This is a genomic window from Kitasatospora sp. NPDC056783, assembly GCF_042789895.1.
Taxonomy (GTDB): Bacteria; Actinomycetota; Actinomycetes; order Streptomycetales; family Streptomycetaceae; genus Kitasatospora.
The window spans coordinates 1-19,694 of sequence record NZ_JBHUAF010000136.1; the positions used below are offsets into that span (position 1 = coordinate 1).

Here is a 19,694-nt window from a genome sequence, read left to right on the forward strand (position 1 = left end):
GACCGGCCATGCGCACTTCCCTCGATCGTTGCGGCCACGGCGGTGCGCTGGCGCACCGCCGCGCGTGCCGGGACGTCCCCGGTCCCGGTGACGTCCCGGCGACATCCTGGCGGAGGTCCCGACCTCTACATCGCCGTAGAAGACGGGCTGGAGCATACAAACCCATTTCAGCAAAGTCATCCGCTGTCACCCGGCAGCGGCAGACCCTCTGGTGGCCGTCGTTAGGATGGGTGATGATCCCCGCCACGTCGGCACACCATCAGGAACGCATCAGAGGAGCAGAGCGTCACCATGTTTGAGAGTCTGAAGAACCTCGCGGACAAGGCCACCGACCTCGCCCGTGACCACGGCGACGTGATCGGGCAGGGCCTGGAGAAGGTCGGCGACGCGATCGACGACCGCACGGACGGCAAGTTCAGCGGCCAGATCGACACCGGTGTCGAGAAGGCGAAGGACTTCCTGCGCAACCTCGACGGCGACCAGAAGCCCGCCGAGTAACCTGCCGCGGGAGACGAGCAGCCGCACGGCGGTCGAACGGGCGCGCGGGCGAACGGGGAGGGGGCGGCAGCGGTGAGCGAGGAGAAGAAGGGGTCCGGCCGGGGGCGCTGGCTGGTGATCGGCGTCGTGGTCGTGGCCGGACTGGGCCTCGTCCGCGGCAACGGCCACGACGGCGCGGCCTCCGCCGACCCCTCCCCGGCCGCCTCCTCCGCCGGAGCCGCGCCCTCGGCCGGATCCTCCGCCAAGCCGTCGAAGCCCCCGAAGCCCTCCGGCGTCTACGACCCCGCCGACTACGCGGCGCCGGTCCGCCAGTACGCCGCCGAGGCCGGGGTCAACCCGCAGCTGCTGATGGCGATCCTCTACAACGAGTCGTACAAGCCGCACGACCCGGAGCTCGAACGGGCCTGGCAGCGCGGCAAACCGGACGCCTCCTTCGGCATCGCCAACATGCACCGGGCCGCCTTCGACGACACCAAACCCGGCCGTCCCTTCGCCTCCCGCCAGTGGGAGGAGCTGCCGGACGACCGCGACTTGGCCGTCCGGGCGGCCGCCTGGCACCTGCACGACCTCGCCGCCCAGCTGCCCGCCCGCCCGGGCGTGTCGCTCACCCGGGACGAGCTCGTCGCCCTCGGCTACAACGCGGGCGCGGGCAACATGCTGGCCTTCGCCCGGGGCGTCAAGACCGGCTCCCAGGCGCAGTCCTACCTGGACCGGCTGCGCGACAACTGGCCGAAGTCCGGCGAAGCCGTGAAGTGACGCCCCGCGGCCGTCAGCTGACGCCGATCCGGGCCGACCAGACCCGCCGCCAGGCCAGCGCGTCGGAGACCCCTTCGGCGAGGCGGCGCCGGGGCTGCCAGCCGAGCAGGTCCCGGGCGGTCTCCACGACGGCGTAGCAGCCGATCACGTCCCCGGGTCGCGGCCCGGCCTCCCGCACCTCCAGGCTGGTGCCGACGGCCTGCTCGAAGGCGGCGATCAACTCCCGCACGGTGGTCCCGTCGCCGGTGCCGACGTTGATCACCCGGTAGCGGTCCGCCACGCCCGGGGCGATCACCTCGTCGAACCGGAGCAGCGCCGCGACGTGCGCCTCGGCGAGGTCCTGGACGTGGATGTAGTCGCGGATGCCGGAGCCGTCACGGGTCGCCCAGTCGGTGCCGGTCACGGTGAACGGGGTGCCGGTGGTGTGCGCCTCGATGAGCTTGCCCAGGGCGTGGGTGGGCCGGAGGTCCTGCAGCCCGGTGCGCAGTCGGGGGTCGGCGCCGATCGGGTTGAAGTAGCGCAGGGCGATGACGCGTTGGCGCTCGGCGCCCTCGCCCCGGGTCCAGTCCCGGAGGACCTGCTCCATCATCTGCTTGGTGCGCGCGTACGGACTGCTCGCGTCGACCGGGCTGCTCTCGTCCACCCGGGCGTCGGGAGTGGGGGCGTAGATCGAGGCGGAGCTGCTGAACACGACCCGGGTGCAGCCGTGGCGCTGGAGGGCGTCCAGGAGTTCGACGGTCTTGGCGACGTTCTCCCGGTAGTAGTACAGCGGCTTGGCCACCGACTCCGGGACGACGATCTTCGCGGCGCAGTGCACGGTGGCGTCGATGTCGGGATGCTCGGCGAAGATCCGCTCCAGCAGTGCGGCATCGGCGATGTCGCCCCGGTAGAAGATCCGGTCCTCGACGAACTCGACCCGCCCCCGGGAGAGGTCGTCCAGCACGACCGGGGTGATCCCCCGGTCGAGCAGGGCGGAGGCGACGGTGCTGCCGATGAATCCCGCGCCACCGGTGATCAGGACCTTCTTCATGCGCGGACGCTCCCTTGCGATCGGCCGGACGCCCGATGACGCCCGTTGACCGGGAAGGACGTCGGTTCGCGCCCGACCGGTTCCGGACGGGGGCTCGCCGCCCGGATCGGCGGGCGGCCCCGGGCAGCCCTTCGCGGCCTCGCGGGGACCCCGCAGGGGCTCCGGCCGGCTCAGCCGCGACGGCGGCGCATCCAGAGCCCGGTGGCGACCAGGACGACGGCCGTGCAGGCGGTGCCGATGGCGGCCCAGACGGTGGCGCCGGAGGTGGTCGCGTGGACGCGGCCGGGCGCGGTCTGCCGGGCGGCCACCGGGGCGGCGGTGGTTCCCGGTGCCGCGCCGGTCTCCCGGAGCGGGGCCGGGTTCACCTCGGTGGGCCACGGCGGGGCTTCGGGCAGCGGCGAGACCTGCTCCCCCGGGCGTGCCGGATCGGTGACGACCACGGCGTCCACGGCGAGTTCGCGCTCGCCGTGCCCGGCGGCGGGGAAGGAGCAGTCCACCGCCACCCGCCAGCGCCCGACGGGGAGCGCCTCCCGAGTGGTGTACGTCCCCGGGTGGCCGGAGACGGTGACCAGCCGCCACGGGCCGACGCTCCGGCCGTCGTCGGCGGTCGCGGAGAGCGTGCCGGCGAACTCCCCGGCCACCGGGTCGTGGTCGTTCTCCCAGGTCGCGACGGTGCTGACGCGGCCGTTCCGCTGGCCGGTGACGTCCAGGTGGACGCCGTCATCGTGAGCGGCGGCGGGCGCGGCGGCGGCCAGCACGACCACGGCGGCGAGGGCGGGGGCGAGGGCGGCGGGGCGGAGACGGGTTCGCATACGGGCGGGTCCTCGGACGGTGTGGGGGCAGGGAGGCGGGAACAGCCGCCGCTGGGTGGGCAGCGGACGCTCGACGTGCTTCAGGCCCGCGGGCCATGGGGCGCACGGGCGTTGGCGGATATCGATCGAAGGGCGGCCGACGTACGGGACGGCCGGTTTCACGGGCTCACAGGAACAGCCTTACCCGCAACGACACATGAGGACGTCACGGACGACCAGTTCCGGCAAGGGCGCTCGTGGGGCCGGGAGTTCCGGCGGCCGTCCGCCGCAGGGGCGGCCCCAGCGGTGGACGGGCCCAGGCGCGCGCCGTTCGCGGTGGGGGTGAATCCGCTCCCGGCTGCGGCGAGTTGCCGCGACCGCCCGGCGGAGACCGGACCGGCGGGATGGATCGGATCGGCCGAATTCGACGCGATCCGAACGGTGTTCACCGCCGGCCCCAGGCCCTGCGAGCCGATCCGCGGACCTCGCCCTCGCGGCCGGCACAGGTGCGCTCCTCTCCTCGCTCGACGGCCCGCGCCCCTGCGGGGACACGGACTTGCGACAATCCGGAGAGCGGAGGAGGAGGCGGGAGATAACAGAAAGTCCCCGTGCCGATCGGCCGATCGGCCGCACGACGCGGGGGGCACGGGGCGAGGCGCCGGGCACGGCGGGGCGGGGCGGGGCAGGGAGGAGCCGGGGAGCGCAACAGGGGGGAGCGCTCCCCGGCAGGGAGTGGTGGCGGCCACCCGGCCGGAGTCCCGGGGCAGGTGACTCCGTCGGCCGTGACGGAATGCTAGACCCGTCACCGGGAGCTGAACAGTGCTCCGACCAGGAGATTTCCCGCCCCGGACATGCCATCACCGGCTTGGCACATGACGGATCGTCAGGAAACCCGGGGGCTCAGGCCGCCGCCTTCACCACCCCGGGAGCCTCAGGCCGCTGCCTTCACCGGCGTCAGGGCGAAGGCCGCCGTACCGATCCCGGCCCGTACCGCCACCGCGCCGCAGCCGCCGTGCAGCCGGGCCAGCCCGGCCGCCAGTGCGCTCCGGTCCCCGGCGAGCCAGAGCCGCAGCGCCGCCGAGAGCGCCGCGCTGGCCTGCCCGGCCGCCGGACCGCCGGTGCGGATCAGCCGCTCACCCAGCAGCGGCAGCAGGTCCGCGACCGGGGCGGGCAGCCAGAGGGTGAGCGCGAAGGGCGCCGGTCTGGCCAGCACGCGCAGCAGCGGCAGCACGGACGCGTCGCCGTACAGCGCCGGGATGACTTCCAGCAGCCCGTCCACCGCCACCTCGGAGACGTCGCCGCCGTGCCCGCGCGCGAGGTCGCGCAGCAGCGCGCGCTCGGCGGCGGTGATCCGGACGGTCAGCATGACCTCGTCGCAGTCCATGGTCCCGGCCCCCTGTCGTGGAGATTTCGTGGTGTGGTCGTCGTGCCGCGGTGTCAGTCCAGTGCCGACAGGGTTCCTGCCCCGATCCGGCCGTCCGATACCGGCGCTATCAGGCCGTAGTGGCCGTCGAAGCGGCGGTACAGCACCCGGACCCGGCCGTCGCCGGGATCGGTGTAGCCGACGAACGGGCGGTTGATCAGCCAGAGCCGGCGGGCCGCCTCGGCGAGGTCCAGCGAGGGCGCCGCGGCGCACAACTCCACCCCGCCACCCGGCGAGCAGCGGTGGACCAGGCTGTCCCGCCCGGTCACGGCGTCCTCGAAGAGGTGGAACCGCCGGTCGAGGGCCAGCAGTTCGAGCGCGGCCCGCTCGGGCGTGCGGCGGGCGAGCACCACCGCCTTGTGCCGGGCGATCCGCCGCTGGGCGAGCGGACGGTCGGCGAACTGCGGGCGGTAGGCGCTCTCGTAGGCGACGGCGAAGCCGATGTCGCCCTGCTCGCGCAGCCGGACGGCCCTCCCGGCGAGCGTGCCGAGCACGAGGTCGACGGACTCCCGCGCGGTGCCGGTGGCCAACTGCACCCGCACCGGCCCGACGTCCGCCAGTTCGACGTGCGCCTGGGCCAGCGACGGCCGGGCCATCGACCGGTCGCGCGAGCGGGTCAGCCGCAGCCTCAGCGCGTGGGCGTCGGGGCCGAGCGCCGTGGCGGTCTCCAGCGCCCGCGCCCGGGCGTACTCGGCGTCCTCGCGCGGCAGCTCACCGCGGATCTCCACCCGGACGTCGAGGGCGGGCCGGTGGCGCAGACGGGTCATCAGGGGCCTCCTTCTTCGCATCCATGCTGTCCCTCGCACGCCCGTACGGCGAGGGCCGAAAGACCCTGCCCTCCGGAACGCCGCGGACCGCCCGGGCACCAGCATCCGCGCAGGTCAACACCGGTCTTCGAGCACGCACGAAAGGGTCGATCCACTCCGCCGTTGGAGTGATCCCCGCACATTCGGCGCAACGCTCGGGAAACCGGCGCGTTTGCCAAACGTGCGCCCTCCGCCCGGGGGCGCGCGCGGGGCCCGCGCTGGGCGGTCCCCCGCCACGCGGCCGGCCCGCCACTGCCACCCGGCATCACCCGAGCCGGCCACTCTGGTGAGAGGAAGTGTCATGTCCCTGCTGACCGAGACGCGGAAGCTGATCGTCCCCCCGAGAACCGCCCCCGGTCCCTCGCCGCTGGCCCGCGCCGCAGTCCCCCCGATGGCGCCCGGCGCCCTGCCCGGCCTCGGGCACGCCGCCGCCCTGCTGCGCGACCCCCTCGGCTTCCTCGGCTCGCTCTCCCGCCACGGCGGGGTCGTCCGCATCCGCCTCGGCCCGCGCACCGTCTGCGTGGTCACCGACGCCCGGCTGGTCCACACCCTGCTCGTCGCGCTGGCCCACGACTGCCCGCGCGGCGCCGTCCAGGACACCCTCAAGACGGCCTTCGGCGACGGCCTGCTGATGTCCGAGGGGCAGGCCCACCGCGACCGCCGCCGGACCATCCAGCCCGCCTTCGGCGCGGACCGGATGAGCGAGTACCTGGCCGTGATGCAGCAGGTCACCGAGGAGCGGACCGCTCGCTGGCGCCCCGGCCAAGTCCTCGACGTGGCCAAGGAGATGAACCACCTGGCGCTGGAGATCGTCACCCGCGCCCTGTTCGACGCCCAGCTGTGCGAGGAGGCCACACTCGCCTTCCACCAGGCCCTGCCGGGCCTGGTGAAGGGACAGATCGTCCAGTCCCTCTACCCGAACCCGGCGCTCGCCCGGCTGCCGCTGCCCGTCAACCGGCGGTTCGACGACGCCGTCCGGGTGCTCAACCGGGTGGTCGACCAGGCCCTGAAGGGCCGCACCGAGGCCGCCTCCGGCCGGCCGGTCCGGCCGAACCCGCCCACCCTGCCCGCGCTGCTGCGCGCCGCGACCGACCCGGCCACCGGCTGCCCGCTCACCGAGGCGGACGTGCGCTCCGAGGCGATCACCATGTTCGGCGCGGGCACCGAGACCGTCTCCACCACGCTCACCTGGCTGCTGGACGAACTGCTGCGCCACCCCGAGGTGGAGGCGCGGATCCTCGCCGAGCTGGACGAACACCTGCCCGCGGGCACCGTCCCCACGCCCGAGGCGCTGGGCCGGCTCGCGTACACCCGCGGCGTCACCCAGGAGGTGGTGCGGCTGCACGCGCCGAACGCCTTCCTGATGCGCACCGCCCGGGTGCCGGTCGAACTCGGCCCGTACCACGTCCCGGCCGGCACCGAGCTGCTGTACAGCCTCACCGCGCTGCACCGCGACCCGGTGCGCTACCCCGAACCGCTGAGCTTCCGGCCCGAACGCTGGCAGGACACCGGCGGCACCGGGCGCCCGTCCTTCCTGCCGTTCGGGGCGGGCAAGCACAAGTGCGTCGGCGAGGCCTTCGCCTGGGCGGAGCTGACCGTCGCGGCCGCGGCGATCCTGCGCCGCTGGCGGCCGGTGGCGGTGCAGGGCTCGCGAGCCCGCGAGGTGGTGTGGACCACCGTGCAGGCCCACGGCCTGCGGGTCCGGCTCGCGCCGCGCGGCGCACGCTCCCCCCGCGGGGGCTCCACGGCGGCCTCCCGCGAGGGCGACGCCTCCTCACCCGGGGAATCAGCCCCACCAGGGGGCACCGTGACCTCCTCCCGCGATGAGCCGCCACCCGGCTGGTGCCCGTTCGCCGGCGCCGCCCACGAGGCCACTCCCGCGGGCGGCGCCGACCGCACCCGGCCGGCCGGCCCCCGTCCGCCCCGCGACCTGCGGGCCGCCGCCGACCGGCACGCCGACTGGGTGGTCGACCACGGCCTGCTCACCCCGCCCGAGCTCCCCCGCTACCGGGCCTACGCGCTGCACGAGTTGATCGGCCGCGCCTTCCCCCGCGTCGACGGTGACGAACTCGACCTCCTGGTGGACGTGCTGGGCTGGTTCACCATCCTGGACGACCGCTTCGACGAGTCGCCCGGCCGCCACCCCGTCGAGGCCCACGCCGTGGTGGACCCGCTGGTCGCGGTCCTGGACGAAGCCCGCGCCGACGGCCCGTCCGACGACCGACTGCTGGAATCCTGGCGCGAGTTGTGGACCCGGCAGACCGCCTCGATGTCCCCCGAGTGGCGCGCCCGCGCGGCCCGGGAGTGGCGTGCCTGCCTGGCCACCTTCCCCGCCGAGGCCGACCACCGCGCCCGGGGCACCGTCCCCGCCCGCGGCCTCGGCCTGACGGACACCATGCGACTGCGCCGGCACGGCAGTTGCCTCTACCCGTTCATGAACATAATGGAACGGGTCCACGGGGCCGACGCCCCGGCCGCGCTGCACGCGGAGCCCGCGCTGCACCGGCTGCGCGCCAACACCGCCGACGCCGCGACGCTGCTCAACGACCTCTACTCGCTGGAGCGCGAGGAACGGCAGAGCGGGGCCGCGTTCAACACCGTGCTCACCCTCCAGCGGTCGTACGGCTGCACTCGCGGCCGGGCCGTCGACGCGGTGCGCGCCCGGGTGGCGAGACTGCGGCAGGAGAGCGAACTGCTGCGCCGCGAACTGCTGCGCCGCCACCCGGCCGAACGCTGGTACCTGGACGGCACCCGGCAACTGGTCGTCGGCGTGCAGGCCTGGTGCAGCACCAGCGACCGCTACGTGGTGCCGGACGACGGGCCGCGCGGGTGAGCCGGTCCCGCCCGGCGCGCTACTTCCGGCCGCCGAGCGCGAACAGCAGCAGCACGAAACCGGCGAACAGGTGCGTGGCGAAGATGTAGATGCCCGCGCGGATCAGCATCGCCTTGCGGCGCCGCTTCTCCTCGCTCGTGCCGTCGTTCGTGCTCTGGCTCACGGTGGTGCAACTCCTCGGGTGGGGCGGACGGGCCGGGCGCGGCTCAGCGGGACTGCCGACCGCCGGCGGCGCGCAGTTCGGTGAGCAGCGCACCCTGGTCGGTGATCAACTCGGTCAGGATCCGGCGGGCCGCGCTCAGCAGCTCGGCCACGTCCGGGGTGCTGAGCGCGTACACCACGGTGTTGCCCTCACGGGTCGCCGTGACCAGCTGGGTGCGGCGCAGCACCGCGAGCTGCTGGGAGAGATTGGACGGCTCGACCTCGATCTCCGCCAGCAGCTCGCGTACCGGCCGGGGCCCGTCCTGGAGCAGCTCCAGGACCCGGATCCGCACGGGGTGGCCAAGGGTGCGGAAGAACTCCGCCTTGGCCTGGTACAGCGGTACCGGCATCGTCCGCCCTCTCCCTCGTCCAGCCCGGTGGTCGCCCGGGGCCGGTGGTCGTCCGGCCGGGCAGGATCGGTGCCACGGCCGCTGGGCCGAGTCTCACGATTCCCGTCGGGCGCGCGACGCCGGGCGCTGATCCGACGCGGGTCATGAGACACGGCCTAGGCATCATCGCGACAGATGAAGATTTCTTCAAGTCGTCACAGTGCGCGGCCCCCGATGACCCTCCTCGGCGAGCCCCGGCCGGGCGATCCATCGTACGGTCCCGATCGAACGGCCGGACCGCCGCACCCAGGCGTCGGCGCCCGCCACTCAGCCGGCGACCGGCTCCAGCAGCAGCGCCGCCAGACGGGGCAGACGGCGGCGCATCTCCGCGTCGTCGTCGAAGTCGAAATCCTCGCCCATGTCGGGCCCCCGCTCGGTCCGGGCGGGGGCGAGGTCCCGGTGGAGGTCCGCGTCCTCGCCCAGCAGCCTGACGTAGGCGCGGGAGGCCGCGTAGCCGACTTCCTCGTAGAAGAAGGGCTCCTCGCCCCAGAGGGACTCCAGGTCGGCCACCGCCGGGTGGTCCGCCAGGCCGTCGGGGTCGGCGGCGGCCCGCTCGTACCAGTCCCGGCCCAGGGCGATCAGACCGGCCCGGAAGTCGATGAAGCCGTCGTCCGAGCAGCCGCCGCCGATGAGGTAGCCGGCCGCCCAGACGTCCCAGCGCTCGAGTTCCCGGTGCAGGTGCTCGTAGCGCTCCTGGAAGGCGAGGATGGCGGGCACGCCGAGGCCGGTCAGGCGCTCGCCCAGGGCCTTGTGGAAGGGGCGGTCCGGGCCGATGTCGGCGCGGGCGGCGGCGATGACGGCCCAGAATTCGTCGGTGTCCATGGACGGCACTCTGCCGGGCGGCACCGACAGTCGGCACCGACAGTCGGCCGGCGGTTCAGTCCAGCGAGGCGCGCAGGGCGTCGACCCGGGCGACGGCGTCGGCGAAGGCGTGCCGGTCCAGTCGGCCGTCGTCCAGGGCGGCGGCCAGCGCCTCGGTGGCGTCCTCGCCCTGCTGGGGGTCGCGGCCGGAGCAGAGCAGCAGGTCCATCCCGGCCTCGGCGGCGGCCAGCGCGCGGTCGCCGGTGCCGCCGTACGGGGCGAGCGCGTCGGCTTCCATGGCGTCGGTGACGGTCACGCCCTCGAAGCCGAGCCGCCCGCGCAGCTCGCCCTGGATGATCCTGGGCGAGAACCCGGCCGGGCGGTCCGGGTCCAGCGCCGGGTAGACCGCCCAGGAGGCCATCACCAGCCGGACGCCCGCCGCGATGGCGCCGCGGTACGGGGCCTCGCCTCGGGAGCCCCGGGCCGGGCGCGGGCCGGTCCGGGGGACCGGCGGTGCGGCGGTGTTCGCGCCCCGGGGCCCGGCGCCGAGGCCGGGGAAGTGCTTGGCGGTCGCGGCCACGCCGAGGCCCTGCTGGGCGGTGAGGAAGGCGGCGCCCAGCTCGGCCACCTTGGCCGGGTCCTGGCCGTAGGAGCGCTCGGAGTGGTCGATGAAGTTGTCCGGCGTGTCGTAGACGTCGAGCACCGGGGCGAGGTTGAGGTTCAGCCCGGCGTCGGCGAGGGTCCGGGCCGCGCCGGCGCCGGAGTCCGCGGCCGCCGCGACCGGGTCCGCGGCCGACCCGGCGCGGCGGGCGGAGAGTTCGGGCGCACCGGGCAGCCGGCGGACCTTGCCGCCCTCCTGGTCGGTCATCAGCAGCAGCGTGCGCGGGTGCGGGGCCTCGGCCGCGGCCTGCTTCAACACCGCGACGGCTTCGGCGAGTTGGTCCGGGCTGGTGATGTTCTCGCCGAACAGGATCACCCCGGCGGCCCGACCCTCCCGGATCGCGCGGAGCACCCCGGCCGGAGGCGTCGGGCCGGGGTACGACAGCACGATCCGCCGCCCGGCGAGCACCCGGGAGTCCTCCTGGTGCCGGTCGGCCATCGCGGCGTTCCCCTCGTTCGGAGCGCCCGGCGCGCTCGCGGCACTCGGAGCATCCTGCGGACGGACGGGCGAGCCGAGCGGGGCCGGCCCGAGCGCGGCGCCCATGACGGCCAGCACGACTCCGAACTGGGCGACACTGCGGAACGGGACCATCACGCCTCCCGGGTCAGCATTTGACTTCGACATGTCAACTTACCCAGGGGTGGGGATCGACATTCCCCCGCACACCAGATTCTTCCGATGGTCCGACTGTAAAGGCACCGGGGGGAGGCCCGGTCAGCCCGACTGAGCCGACCGGGTGTTCGACCTCGGGAGCCGGACCAGCCCGCCCGGCACGACCGGCCGGACAGAACCTAGGACGACCGGCGCACCAGCTTTCCCAGAACGGCCACGCCCTCGGCGATCTCGGCCGTCGACCCCGCCGCGTAGCCGAGGACCAGCCCCGGCGGGTACGGCAGCCGGGCATGCCAGGACAGCGGCTGCGTCTTGACCCCCTCGGCCAGCGCGGCGGTGGCCAACTCGGTGTCGGTGCAGCCGAGTTCCTCCGGAAGCGTCAGCATCAGATGGAGCCCCGCCGCCGCGCCGTGCACGATGGCGTCGGGCAGGTGGGTGCGGATGGCGGCGATCATCGCGTCCCGGTGGCGGCGGTGGCGGCGGCGCAGCAGCCGCAGGTGGCGGTCGAGCTCACCGGACTCCATCAGCCGGGCCAGCACCAGCTGGGGCAGCACCGGGTTGCCGAGGTCGGCGAAGCGCTTGGCGTCCAGGACGGCGTCCCGCAGTCGGGCCGGGACCAGCAGCCAGCCGGTGCGCAGCGCGGGGGCGAGCAGCTTGGAGATGCTGCCCGCGTAGCAGACCCGGTCCGGCAGGAGGGCCCGCAGGGCAGGGACGGGCGGCCGGTCGTAGCGGTGCTCGGCGTCGTAGTCGTCCTCGATGACCAGCCCGCCCTCACCCGCCCAGCGCAGCAGTTCGCGTCGGCGGTCGCCGCCGAGGACGACGCCGGTCGGGTACTGGTGGGCGGGGGTGAGCAGGACGGCCGGCGCCCCGGTGGCGCGCAGCGCGTCGACCCGGATGCCCTCGGCGTCGACCGGGACGGGCGGGGTGGCGGTGAGCCAGTGGGCGAGGTGCCGGCGGGCGCCGAGCGAGCCCGGGTCCTCGACCGCGACCTCGTCGATGCCCGCCCGGCGGAGGGCGCGGCCGAGCAGGGCGAGGGCCTGGGCCGTGCCGGCCACGATCAGCACCTCCTCCGGGTCCGCGCGGATGCCCCGGTTGCGGGCCAGCCAGTGGGCGACGGCCCGGCGCAGCGCCGGGGTGCCGCGTACGTCGCCGTAGCCGAGGTCGTGCGCGGCGAGGCCGTCGAGGACGGCGCGTTCGGCACGCAGCCAGGCGGCGCGCGGGAAGGCCGCGAGGTCGGGCACGCCGGGGGTGAGGTCGATCCGGGCGGGGGTGGCGCGCAGCAGGTCGAAGACCTCGGGGTCGGGGTCGTCCCGGAACAGCGCCGGGACCCCACGGGGCGCCGCCGTCGCGGGCGGCTCGGCCGCCGCGGCGGGGATCGCGACCACGACCGTGCCGCCCCGGCCGCGGCCGGCCAGCCGCCCCTCCTCGGCGAGGCGCTGGTAGGCGTCGGTCACCACGCCGCGGGAGACACCGAGTTCGGCGGCCAGCACCCGGCCGGCGGGCAGCCGCGTCCCGGCCGGGAGTCGCCCGTCGGCGACGGCCTCGCGCAGTCGGCGGGCCAGCCAGTCGGTGAGGCCGCCGGGCGGGGCGTCGGCCGCGTCGAGCTGGAGGAAGTCGGCGCCGGCCTCTTTGGACCGGTCGGATGCCTCGGTTTTGGACCTGTTCACCGGACCATAGTGGCGGCGAGGGTGGGGCCATGACCACGGAAACGCCCACCACGCCGCGAACGCCCGCGACCGAAACGCCCACCGCGCCCACCACGGCCGGCACCGAAGCGCCCACCGCGCCCACCACGGACGCACCGGTCTCGCCGGCCGGACCCACCACGCCGAATCCCGGCCACGACTACGTCCACGGCTACTCCGACACCGAGGCGCGGCGCCTCGGCGACCAGGCCGACACCCTCGCCGAGCTGCTGCACGCGGGGACCGCCTACCCGCCGGGCAGCCGGCTGCTGGAGGCCGGTTGCGGGGTGGGGGCGCAGACCGTGCACCTGCTGGCCGCCAGTCCGGGGGTGCGGCTGACGGCGGCGGACCTCTCGGCGGAGTCGCTGGCCCGGGCCCGCGCCCGGGTGACTGCGTGGGCGCCCGGCGCGGACGTCACCTGGCACCACGGCGACCTGCGCCGGCTGCCGTTCCCGGACGGCTCCTTCGACCACGTCTTCCTCTGCTTCGTCCTGGAGCACCTGCCCGACCCGGCGGCCGGGCTGGCCGCGCTGCGCCGGGTGCTGCGGCCGGGCGGGACCATCACGGTGATCGAGGGCGACCACGGCTCGGCCTTCTTCCACCCGGAGAGCCCGGCGGCCCGCCGCACCGTCGACCACCTGGTCCGGCTCCAGGCCCGCTCCGGCGGCGACGGCCTGCTCGGCCGCCGCCTGCACCCGCTGCTCACGGAGGCCGGGTTCGCCGAAGTGACGGTCCGCCCGCGGACGGTCTACGCCGACTGCGCGCGCCCGGCCCTGGTGGAGGGCTTCACGCTGCGGACCTTCGTCGCCATGGTGGAGGCCGTCCGGGCGGAGGCGCTGGCCGCCGGACTGACCACCCCGGAGGAGTTCGACCGGGGCGTGGCGGAGCTGCGCCGCGCGGCCGAGCCGGGCGGGACGTTCCACTACGCGTTCTTCAAGGCGGTGGCGGTCAGGCCGTAGCGGCGCCCGGGGCGCGGTCGTGGACGGGGGTCGTGACCGCGCCGGGACGGGCCCGACTACTCCGGGCCGCCCCCGAGGTCCGCCAGCAGGGCGCGCATCGTCTCGATCAGCTCCGCCCGCCGCGCCTCGTCGAGGCCGGCCAGCATCCGGTGCTCGGTGGCGAGGTGGTCGGGCAGCGCGCGGTCGATCAGGGCGTGGCCCTCGGGGGTGAGGGCGACCTCGCGGCTGCGGCCGTCCTGGTCGCTGCGGTCGCGGGTGACCAGGCCGCGGGCCTCCAGCCGGTCCAGGCGCTGGGTGATGGCGCCGGAGGTGACCATCGCGGACCGCATCAGGCCGGTGGGGGTGAGCCGGTAGGGCGGGCCGCTGCGCTTGAGGGTGGCGAGGACGTCGAAGGAGGCGGCGTCCAGCCCGTGTTCCGCGAAGGTGCGGTTGAGCTCCGCGTCCACCAGCCGGTAGAGGCGCTTGAGCCGGCCGAACACCTCCATCGGGGAGACGTCCAGGTCGGGGCGTTCCGCGCCCCACTGCGCGACGATGCGGTCCACATGATCTGCCACGGCTTCAGGGTAGGCGATCCCCCGAGATTCCTTAGCAGTGAGATAACTGTGAGCCACCCCACTCGCCGGGAGCGGTGAAAAGTGCCTTAGCGCTGAGATACATTGCCTTAGTGCTAAGGAATCGCCTCACCCTCGTCCTGCTGACGGCCCTCGCCCCTGCGGCCTGGGGCACCACCTACCTGATCACCACCGAGCTGCTGCCGCCCGGCCGGCCGCTGCTCGCCGCCGTCCTCCGCTGCCTGCCCGCCGGGCTGCTCCTGATCGCCCTCACCCGCCGTCTGCCGCAGGGCAGTTGGTGGTGGCGCTCGCTGGTGCTCGGCGCGCTCAACATCGGGGTGTTCCAGGCGCTGCTCTTCATCGCCGCCTACCGTCTGCCCGGCGGCATCGCGGCCACCGTCGGCGCCGTCCAGCCACTGCTCACCGCCGGGCTCTCCGCCCTCGTCCTCGGCGACCGGCTCACCCTGCGCACCGTGCTCTCCGGCATCGCGGGCGTCGCCGGCGTCAGCCTGCTGGTGCTGCGGGCCGACGCCCGGCTCGACGCGATCGGGGTGGTGGCCGCGCTCGGCGGTGCCGTGGTGATGGCCGCAGGCATCGTGCTCTCCAAGCGCTGGGTCTCCCCCGCGCCGATGCTCGCCACCACCGGCTGGCAACTCACCGCCGGCGGACTGCTGCTGGTGCCGGTCACCCTGCTCACCGAGGGCGCGCCGCCGTCCCACTACAGCCTCGCCAACGTGCTCGGCTACGCCTACCTCTGCCTGATCGGCGCGGCCGTCACCTACGCGCTCTGGTTCCGCGGACTGCGGGAGCTGTCACCGGTCTCGGTCTCCTTCCTCGGCCTGCTCAGTCCGGTGGTCGCCACCCTGCTCGGCTGGCTGGCGCTCGGCCAGGACCTCAGCCCGCTCCAGGCGCTCGGCGCACTGGTCGTACTCGGTTCGCTGATCGCCGCCCAGACCCGACGCCCGCGCACCGCACCGTCCTCGGCGGCCGGACCGGCCCCCGCCCCGGCCGCCGCCCCCGCCCCGGCCGCCGGCTCACGGCCGGTCCGCGAGAACGCCTGACCCCGTCGCGCCACCACCGCCCAGGGATCACCCCCATGCGCATCACCGTGTTCGGCACCACCGGCAACATCGGCTACCGGGTCGTGACCGAGGCCCTGGCGCGGGGCCACCGGGTCACCGAGTCCGCCGGGTCACCGGGCAGGCGCGTCACCCGGAGTCCCCGCCCCGGCGGGGGTGTACCCAGCACCACCCCGAAGACGGCAGCGGGCACGATCGATCATCAAACCGGGCCCCGACAGGATCGTTCCCGTGACCAAGACCGCAGCCCAGTCCACCGAATCAGCCCGGCCCCGCACCCGCCGCGCCGCGCTGACCGTCGCCGCCGTCCTCCTGGCCGGCCTGGCCGCGCCCGCCACCGCCGGCGCCGCCACCGGCCGCGACCCGGGAGACGCGGACCCGGCACCCGCCCGCTACACCCACCAGACGCTCGACTGGCAGCCCTGCGCCCAGCAGTCCGCGCTGGACTGCGCCACCATGACCGCCCCGCGCGACTGGCACCACCCCGGTGTCGGGGCCGACCTGGCCATCGCCGTCTCCCGGCACCGCGCGACCGACCCGGCCAAGCGCAAGGGCACCCTGCTGATGGCGGCCGGCGGCCCCGGCGGCACCGGTCTCAAGCGCCCGGCCGGTTTCGCCGCCGACGCCCCGGCGCTCGGCGCCGCGTACGACATCGTGGGCTTCGACCAGCGCGGGGTCGGCCAGAGCACCAAGGCGGTCTGCCAGACCCAGGAGGAGTTCCAGGAGTTCCTGGCCGGCGACTACCGCGACCGGTCCCCCGCCGCGATCGACCGCGTGATCGCCAACTCGAAGAAGCTGGCCGCCAGTTGTCAGGAGCGCAGCGGCGACCTCATCCCCTTCCTGACCACCGAGCAGACCGCCCACGACATCGACCTGTTCCGCGGCCTGCTCGGCGAGCGCAAACTCGACTACTACGGCCCCTCCTACGCCACGATGATCGGCGCCTACTACGCGACGCTCTTCCCGCACCGGGTCGAACGGATGGTGCTGGACAGCAACGTCGGCTTCGACGGCACCTGGGAGAAGTTCGAGCTGGGCCAGCCGATGAGCTTCCAGCGCCGCTTCGACGAGGACTTCGTGCCGTGGCTCGCGGCCCGGGACGCCACCTACCACTGGGGATCGACGCCGGAGCAGGTGCGGGCCCACTGGGAGCGGCGCCGGGCCGCGCTGCACGACTCCCCCGTCGTCGAGGGCTCGCTGACGATCGGCCCGAACCAGCTGGACAGCATCGCGATGTCGGCGATCTACCGGGCGGCCGCCTTCCCCGACCTGGCCCGGCTCCTGGCCGCCGTCGACAACTGGCAGGGCCTCGATCCCGCCACCCGGACGGCGGTCGCCAAGACCTTCAACAGCTACCTCGACCCGGGGTTCCTCGCCGAGTACTTCTCGGTGACGTGCAACGACACCCCGTGGACCAAGGACCTGGACACCTGGGTCCGGCTCGGCGCCGAGAACACCGCCCGCTGGCCGCTGGCCGGTGCCCGGACGCTCGCCTTCAGCGCGGTCTGCGCCGCCTGGCCGGTCGCCCCCGCGCCCGAGGTCAAGGTGACCGGCGCCCATCTGCCGACCACGCTGATGCTCAACTCGGTGCACGACCCGGCTACGTACTACGAGGCCGCGCTCGGCGCCCACCGCGCGCTGCGCGGCTCGAAGCTGGTCACTGTCACCGGGAACGGCGACCACGGCCAGTACCCCACGTCCAACGCCTGCGTCACCGGCGTGGTCGAGCGCTATCTGCTGGCGGACACCGCTCCCGAGCGCGACCTCACCTGCGCCTCGTCGTAGGCCGGTCGGTTACAACCCCGGTGGGCTGCAACCCCGGTGGGCTGCAACCCCGGTGGGCTACAACCCCGGTGGGCTACAACCCCGGTCGGCTACAACCCCGGTGGGCTGCAACCCCGCCCGACGACGGCCCCGGTCAACTCCGGTTCCCCGTCCGCAGTCTGGCCCGGAGCCAGGCGAAGCCGACGGCCAGACCGGCGAAGCCGCCGACGGCGAGCTTGATCCCGGCCTTCGCGACGATCCAGCCGATCCACGGAACGGTCCACCCCAGCCAGTGGAACACCGCCAGCAGCACCGCGGCGCCGAAGACCGCGGCGAGCACGGTGACCACCACGGCGGCGGCCCGCGGAAGCTCCCGCGGGCCGTCGGTGTCCGCCCCGGTCTCCGGACCGCTGGGACCGCTCGGACCGGCTGTCGAATCCCGCACCACGTCGTTCGTACCCCCCTCAACCATGGGGGTGATGATACGACTTCAGCGGTGGGCGTGATGGGTGTCCCCGAGGTACTCGCCGGTCTCGGCGTCGGGGAAGCTGACGGCGATGGTGACCCGGTACTCGTGGACGCCCTCCCGGTGCCCCGGCACCCGCGCCCAGGCCAGCGAGTGCACCTCGGCCTCGGGGGCCTGCCGGCACCAGGCGGCGGCCTCCTCCAGGGCGCGGGCGGCCGACCGACCGGTGCACACCACCGCGGTGTACGCGGCGACCGCGACGTCCGTGTCGGAGCGGAAGGTGCGCGACACCGCCCGGACGGCCGCGGCGGCCTTGGTCAGGTCACGGGCCAGGTCGTCCACCACCCGAGGGGGGGCCGGCAGGACCACCGCTCCCTCGGCGAGGGTCTCCGGCAGGTTCGCGCTCACGGTCTGGACCTCCATCCGCATCATCACGCGGCACAGCATGCCGGGCGGTGATTCCTGGCATGCCCACTTTCACCAGAACGTCACCCGTCCAGGGCCGAGTCGGGCCCACCCCCTGGCGCGCGGGGGCCCGTCCTGCTAGAGGGCGCCGGGTCCGCCGTCCGACGTTCCGGCAGGTCAGCGGGGTTCGGCGGCGGGCGGCGCCGGGAGCCCGAAACGCCGCGCACGCACCACCCCCGCGCTCCGAACCGCCGGTCCGGCGCCCGGAAGCGCCTGTCCCACCGCGGTCGGCCCCTCGGTCAACGTGGCGGACGGGCAGGCGAGTTGCGCGCGGTGACGAACGGGACGCCCGGGCGGCCGGCCGGCCCGGGCGCGACACCGCGCCCGGGCCCACCCCTGCTGAAGTGCCGAGTTAACCCCTAAGAGGGCCCCGGTCCGCCTTCCGGTCACCCTGTCCCTGTCAGATCGCCGTGATACTAATCGTCCCGGCGGGGGTCCCGTCCCCTGCGCGGGGCGGGCACGATGACGGCAATTCAACCGTTCCGGGAGGGTCCGGACGGCGACGGGGAGGGGTATGCGGATGACGGTGCGGATCGGCAAGACCGAGGGCGGGCGGAAGCTCCGGATCGGAAAACGGGTCACGGGGACGGCGGCGGCCTTCGCCGCGCTGGCCGCCCTGACCGGCTCTCAGGTGACGGGCATCGGGCTCGCCCCGGTCGCGGCCGCCGACGCGGGCCCCACGAGCGGCGCCGCCGACCAGGGCGCGGGCCGCTTCCTGCCGGGCGGTGCCGGTCCGACCGGCGCCCCGGCCACCGGTGTCCCCGCCGACGGCGGCGGCACCGTCCAGCTCCCGCAGCCGCCCGGCGCGCTCCCCGGCCTGCCCTCGGCGGGCCCCTTCACGGCCGGCGGCCCCGCGCTGCCCGCCACCGTGTTCGCCGCCTACCGCCAGGCCGAGGCCTCGCTGGCGCAGCGCTCGCCGGGCTGCCACCTGCCCTGGCAGCTGCTGGCCGCGATCGGCCAGGTCGAGTCCGGCCAGGCCAACGGCGGCCAGGTGGACGCGGCCGGCACCACCCTGACGCCGATCCTCGGCCCGGTCCTGGACGGCAACGGCTTCGCCGCGATCCCCGCCACCGACGGCGGCCGCTACTCCGGCGACGCCCGCTGGGACCGCGCCGTCGGGCCGATGCAGTTCATCCAGTCCACCTGGGCCGCCTGGGGCGTGGACGCCAACGGCGACGGCAAGGCCGACCCGAACAACATCTTCGACGCCGCCGAGACCGCCGGCCGCTACCTGTGCGCGGGCGGGCGCGACCTCTCCGACCCGGCGCAGCTCGACCGGGCCATCCTCAGCTACAACTACTCCGGCGAGTACCTGCGGACGGTGCGCAACTGGATGGCCCACTACGGCAGCGGCATCGTGACCACGGTGCCGAACCGCCCTGGGCCCCTGGTCCCGACCGGCCCGCAGCTTCCCACCGGCGGGCCGACCCCGGGCAGCGGCGGCACGCCCGGCACGGAGCCCCAGCCGACGGGTCCGGCCACGCCCACCCCGGGCCAGTCGCCGAGCGCCCAGCCGACCACCACCCCGAGCGGTACGCCCACGCCCGGCGGTTCCACCTCGCCGTCCGCGACGCCGACGACCACCCCGAGCGGCAGCGCCTCGCCGACGACGCACCCGAGCGGCACGCCCACCGGGACGCCCACGGGCACCCCGACCGGTACACCCACGGGCTGCCCGGACCCGACGGCCACCGCCACGCCCACCGGGACGCCGTCCCCGACGGGCTCCCCGTCCCCGACCGCCACGCCCAGCGGCACCCCGACGGCGACGCCCGCCCCGGGCTGCCCGACCCCGACCGCGGCCCCGACCGCGACGGGTACTCCGAGCGGCGCGCCCAGCACCACCCCCAGCGCCGCGCTCTCGCCGTCGGCCGCGCCGACGAAGTGACCGCAGGGGCGCGGTGCCCCACCCGGGACCGCCCCC

Annotated in this window: 19 protein-coding genes; 7 read left to right on the forward strand and 12 right to left on the reverse strand. The window is 75.1% G+C overall.

Annotation, left to right across the window (positions count from 1 at the left end; all coding sequences use genetic code 11):
- The first annotated feature begins 291 nt into the window (after window positions 1-291).
- Both ACFRMQ_RS20380 and ACFRMQ_RS20385 read left to right on the forward strand, forming a co-directional pair.
- On the forward strand, window positions 292-498 hold the full coding sequence (locus ACFRMQ_RS20380) for an antitoxin (RefSeq protein WP_316525851.1): 207 nt from the start codon (window positions 292-294) through the stop codon (window positions 496-498).
- 72 nt (window positions 499-570) lie between these two features.
- Window positions 571-1,254, forward strand: a complete 684-nt coding sequence (locus ACFRMQ_RS20385) for a transglycosylase SLT domain-containing protein (RefSeq protein WP_380731902.1) — start codon at window positions 571-573, stop codon at window positions 1,252-1,254.
- A 13-nt stretch (window positions 1,255-1,267) separates the two neighbouring features.
- Here the strand turns inward: ACFRMQ_RS20385 and galE are convergent, their stop codons facing one another.
- The 4 genes from galE to ACFRMQ_RS20405 all read right to left on the reverse strand — a co-directional run bounded on the left by galE (window position 1,268) and on the right by ACFRMQ_RS20405 (window position 5,265).
- On the reverse strand, window positions 1,268-2,284 hold the full coding sequence (gene galE / locus ACFRMQ_RS20390; protein WP_380731903.1) for a UDP-glucose 4-epimerase GalE: 1,017 nt from the start codon (window positions 2,282-2,284) through the stop codon (window positions 1,268-1,270).
- A 170-nt stretch (window positions 2,285-2,454) separates the two neighbouring features.
- Entirely contained in the window at window positions 2,455-3,096 is a 642-nt protein-coding gene (locus ACFRMQ_RS20395; protein ID WP_380731904.1) for a hypothetical protein, read from the reverse strand.
- Window positions 3,097-4,006: 910 nt separating this feature from the next.
- Complete coding sequence (locus ACFRMQ_RS20400) at window positions 4,007-4,459, reverse strand: hypothetical protein (RefSeq protein ID WP_380731905.1); 453 nt, start codon at window positions 4,457-4,459, stop codon at window positions 4,007-4,009.
- A 53-nt stretch (window positions 4,460-4,512) separates the two neighbouring features.
- Window positions 4,513-5,265, reverse strand: a complete 753-nt coding sequence (locus ACFRMQ_RS20405) for a sigma 54 modulation/S30EA ribosomal C-terminal domain-containing protein (RefSeq protein WP_380731906.1) — start codon at window positions 5,263-5,265, stop codon at window positions 4,513-4,515.
- Between the two features lie 340 nt (window positions 5,266-5,605).
- On the opposite strand from ACFRMQ_RS20405, the gene ACFRMQ_RS20410 reads away from it, so the two are divergent.
- On the forward strand, window positions 5,606-8,137 hold the full coding sequence (locus ACFRMQ_RS20410; protein WP_380731907.1) for a cytochrome P450: 2,532 nt from the start codon (window positions 5,606-5,608) through the stop codon (window positions 8,135-8,137).
- Between the two features lie 19 nt (window positions 8,138-8,156).
- Here the strand turns inward: ACFRMQ_RS20410 and ACFRMQ_RS20415 are convergent, their stop codons facing one another.
- The 5 genes from ACFRMQ_RS20415 to ACFRMQ_RS20435 form a co-directional block, all read right to left on the reverse strand.
- Window positions 8,157-8,300 (reverse strand): DUF6126 family protein, encoded by a 144-nt coding sequence (locus tag ACFRMQ_RS20415; protein WP_380731908.1) that lies wholly within the window; start codon window positions 8,298-8,300, stop codon window positions 8,157-8,159.
- Window positions 8,301-8,343: 43 nt separating this feature from the next.
- Window positions 8,344-8,688 (reverse strand): metalloregulator ArsR/SmtB family transcription factor, encoded by a 345-nt coding sequence (locus tag ACFRMQ_RS20420; RefSeq protein ID WP_316525843.1) that lies wholly within the window; start codon window positions 8,686-8,688, stop codon window positions 8,344-8,346.
- 306 nt (window positions 8,689-8,994) lie between these two features.
- Window positions 8,995-9,549, reverse strand: coding sequence for a DUF4240 domain-containing protein (locus ACFRMQ_RS20425; protein ID WP_380731909.1), 555 nt, complete (start codon window positions 9,547-9,549; stop codon window positions 8,995-8,997).
- Window positions 9,550-9,604: 55 nt separating this feature from the next.
- Window positions 9,605-10,780, reverse strand: coding sequence for a glycoside hydrolase family 3 N-terminal domain-containing protein (locus ACFRMQ_RS20430; RefSeq protein ID WP_380731910.1), 1,176 nt, complete (start codon window positions 10,778-10,780; stop codon window positions 9,605-9,607).
- A 200-nt stretch (window positions 10,781-10,980) separates the two neighbouring features.
- Window positions 10,981-12,468, reverse strand: a complete 1,488-nt coding sequence (locus ACFRMQ_RS20435) for a PLP-dependent aminotransferase family protein (protein ID WP_380731911.1) — start codon at window positions 12,466-12,468, stop codon at window positions 10,981-10,983.
- A 29-nt stretch (window positions 12,469-12,497) separates the two neighbouring features.
- Here ACFRMQ_RS20435 and ACFRMQ_RS20440 point away from each other — a divergent pair, with 29 nt between their 5' ends.
- Window positions 12,498-13,445, forward strand: a complete 948-nt coding sequence (locus ACFRMQ_RS20440; RefSeq protein ID WP_380731912.1) for a methyltransferase domain-containing protein — start codon at window positions 12,498-12,500, stop codon at window positions 13,443-13,445.
- Between the two features lie 56 nt (window positions 13,446-13,501).
- Here ACFRMQ_RS20440 and ACFRMQ_RS20445 read toward each other — a convergent pair whose 3' ends face one another.
- Complete coding sequence (locus ACFRMQ_RS20445; RefSeq protein WP_380731913.1) at window positions 13,502-13,999, reverse strand: MarR family winged helix-turn-helix transcriptional regulator; 498 nt, start codon at window positions 13,997-13,999, stop codon at window positions 13,502-13,504.
- A gap of 110 nt (window positions 14,000-14,109) precedes the next feature.
- On the opposite strand from ACFRMQ_RS20445, the gene ACFRMQ_RS20450 reads away from it, so the two are divergent.
- Both ACFRMQ_RS20450 and ACFRMQ_RS20455 read left to right on the forward strand, forming a co-directional pair.
- Window positions 14,110-15,057: an EamA family transporter gene (locus ACFRMQ_RS20450; protein WP_380731914.1), complete on the forward strand. Its 948-nt coding sequence runs from the start codon at window positions 14,110-14,112 to the stop codon at window positions 15,055-15,057.
- Window positions 15,058-15,306: 249 nt separating this feature from the next.
- Entirely contained in the window at window positions 15,307-16,860 is a 1,554-nt protein-coding gene (locus tag ACFRMQ_RS20455; protein WP_380731915.1) for an alpha/beta hydrolase, read from the forward strand.
- Between the two features lie 133 nt (window positions 16,861-16,993).
- Here the strand turns inward: ACFRMQ_RS20455 and ACFRMQ_RS20460 are convergent, their stop codons facing one another.
- Both ACFRMQ_RS20460 and ACFRMQ_RS20465 read right to left on the reverse strand, forming a co-directional pair.
- Window positions 16,994-17,311: a hypothetical protein gene (locus ACFRMQ_RS20460; RefSeq protein ID WP_380731916.1), complete on the reverse strand. Its 318-nt coding sequence runs from the start codon at window positions 17,309-17,311 to the stop codon at window positions 16,994-16,996.
- A gap of 18 nt (window positions 17,312-17,329) precedes the next feature.
- Window positions 17,330-17,713, reverse strand: coding sequence for a hypothetical protein (locus tag ACFRMQ_RS20465; RefSeq protein ID WP_380731917.1), 384 nt, complete (start codon window positions 17,711-17,713; stop codon window positions 17,330-17,332).
- A gap of 577 nt (window positions 17,714-18,290) precedes the next feature.
- On the opposite strand from ACFRMQ_RS20465, the gene ACFRMQ_RS20470 reads away from it, so the two are divergent.
- The gene (locus tag ACFRMQ_RS20470) at window positions 18,291-19,658 is read left to right on the forward strand and encodes a lytic transglycosylase domain-containing protein (RefSeq protein WP_380731918.1); all 1,368 of its coding nucleotides are present in this window, start codon (window positions 18,291-18,293) and stop codon (window positions 19,656-19,658) included.
- Window positions 19,659-19,694: the final 36 nt, after the last annotated feature.

Excerpts from the sequence above, each read along its gene's own strand:
- ACFRMQ_RS20380 (WP_316525851.1), top strand. The coding sequence starts at position 292 with ATGTTTGAGAGTCTGAAGAACCTCGCGGACAAGGCCACCGACCTCGCC.
- galE (WP_380731903.1), bottom strand. The coding sequence starts at position 2,284 with ATGAAGAAGGTCCTGATCACCGGTGGCGCGGGATTCATCGGCAGCACC.
- ACFRMQ_RS20395 (WP_380731904.1), bottom strand. The coding sequence starts at position 3,096 with ATGCGAACCCGTCTCCGCCCCGCCGCCCTCGCCCCCGCCCTCGCCGCC.
- ACFRMQ_RS20400 (WP_380731905.1), bottom strand. The coding sequence starts at position 4,459 with ATGGACTGCGACGAGGTCATGCTGACCGTCCGGATCACCGCCGCCGAG.
- ACFRMQ_RS20405 (WP_380731906.1), bottom strand. The coding sequence starts at position 5,265 with ATGACCCGTCTGCGCCACCGGCCCGCCCTCGACGTCCGGGTGGAGATC.
- ACFRMQ_RS20410 (WP_380731907.1), top strand. The coding sequence starts at position 5,606 with ATGTCCCTGCTGACCGAGACGCGGAAGCTGATCGTCCCCCCGAGAACC.
- ACFRMQ_RS20420 (WP_316525843.1), bottom strand. The coding sequence starts at position 8,688 with ATGCCGGTACCGCTGTACCAGGCCAAGGCGGAGTTCTTCCGCACCCTT.
- ACFRMQ_RS20425 (WP_380731909.1), bottom strand. The coding sequence starts at position 9,549 with ATGGACACCGACGAATTCTGGGCCGTCATCGCCGCCGCCCGCGCCGAC.
- ACFRMQ_RS20430 (WP_380731910.1), bottom strand. The coding sequence starts at position 10,780 with ATGGTCCCGTTCCGCAGTGTCGCCCAGTTCGGAGTCGTGCTGGCCGTC.
- ACFRMQ_RS20440 (WP_380731912.1), top strand. The coding sequence starts at position 12,498 with ATGACCACGGAAACGCCCACCACGCCGCGAACGCCCGCGACCGAAACG.
- ACFRMQ_RS20460 (WP_380731916.1), bottom strand. The coding sequence starts at position 17,311 with ATGGTTGAGGGGGGTACGAACGACGTGGTGCGGGATTCGACAGCCGGT.
- ACFRMQ_RS20470 (WP_380731918.1), top strand. The coding sequence starts at position 18,291 with ATGACGGTGCGGATCGGCAAGACCGAGGGCGGGCGGAAGCTCCGGATC.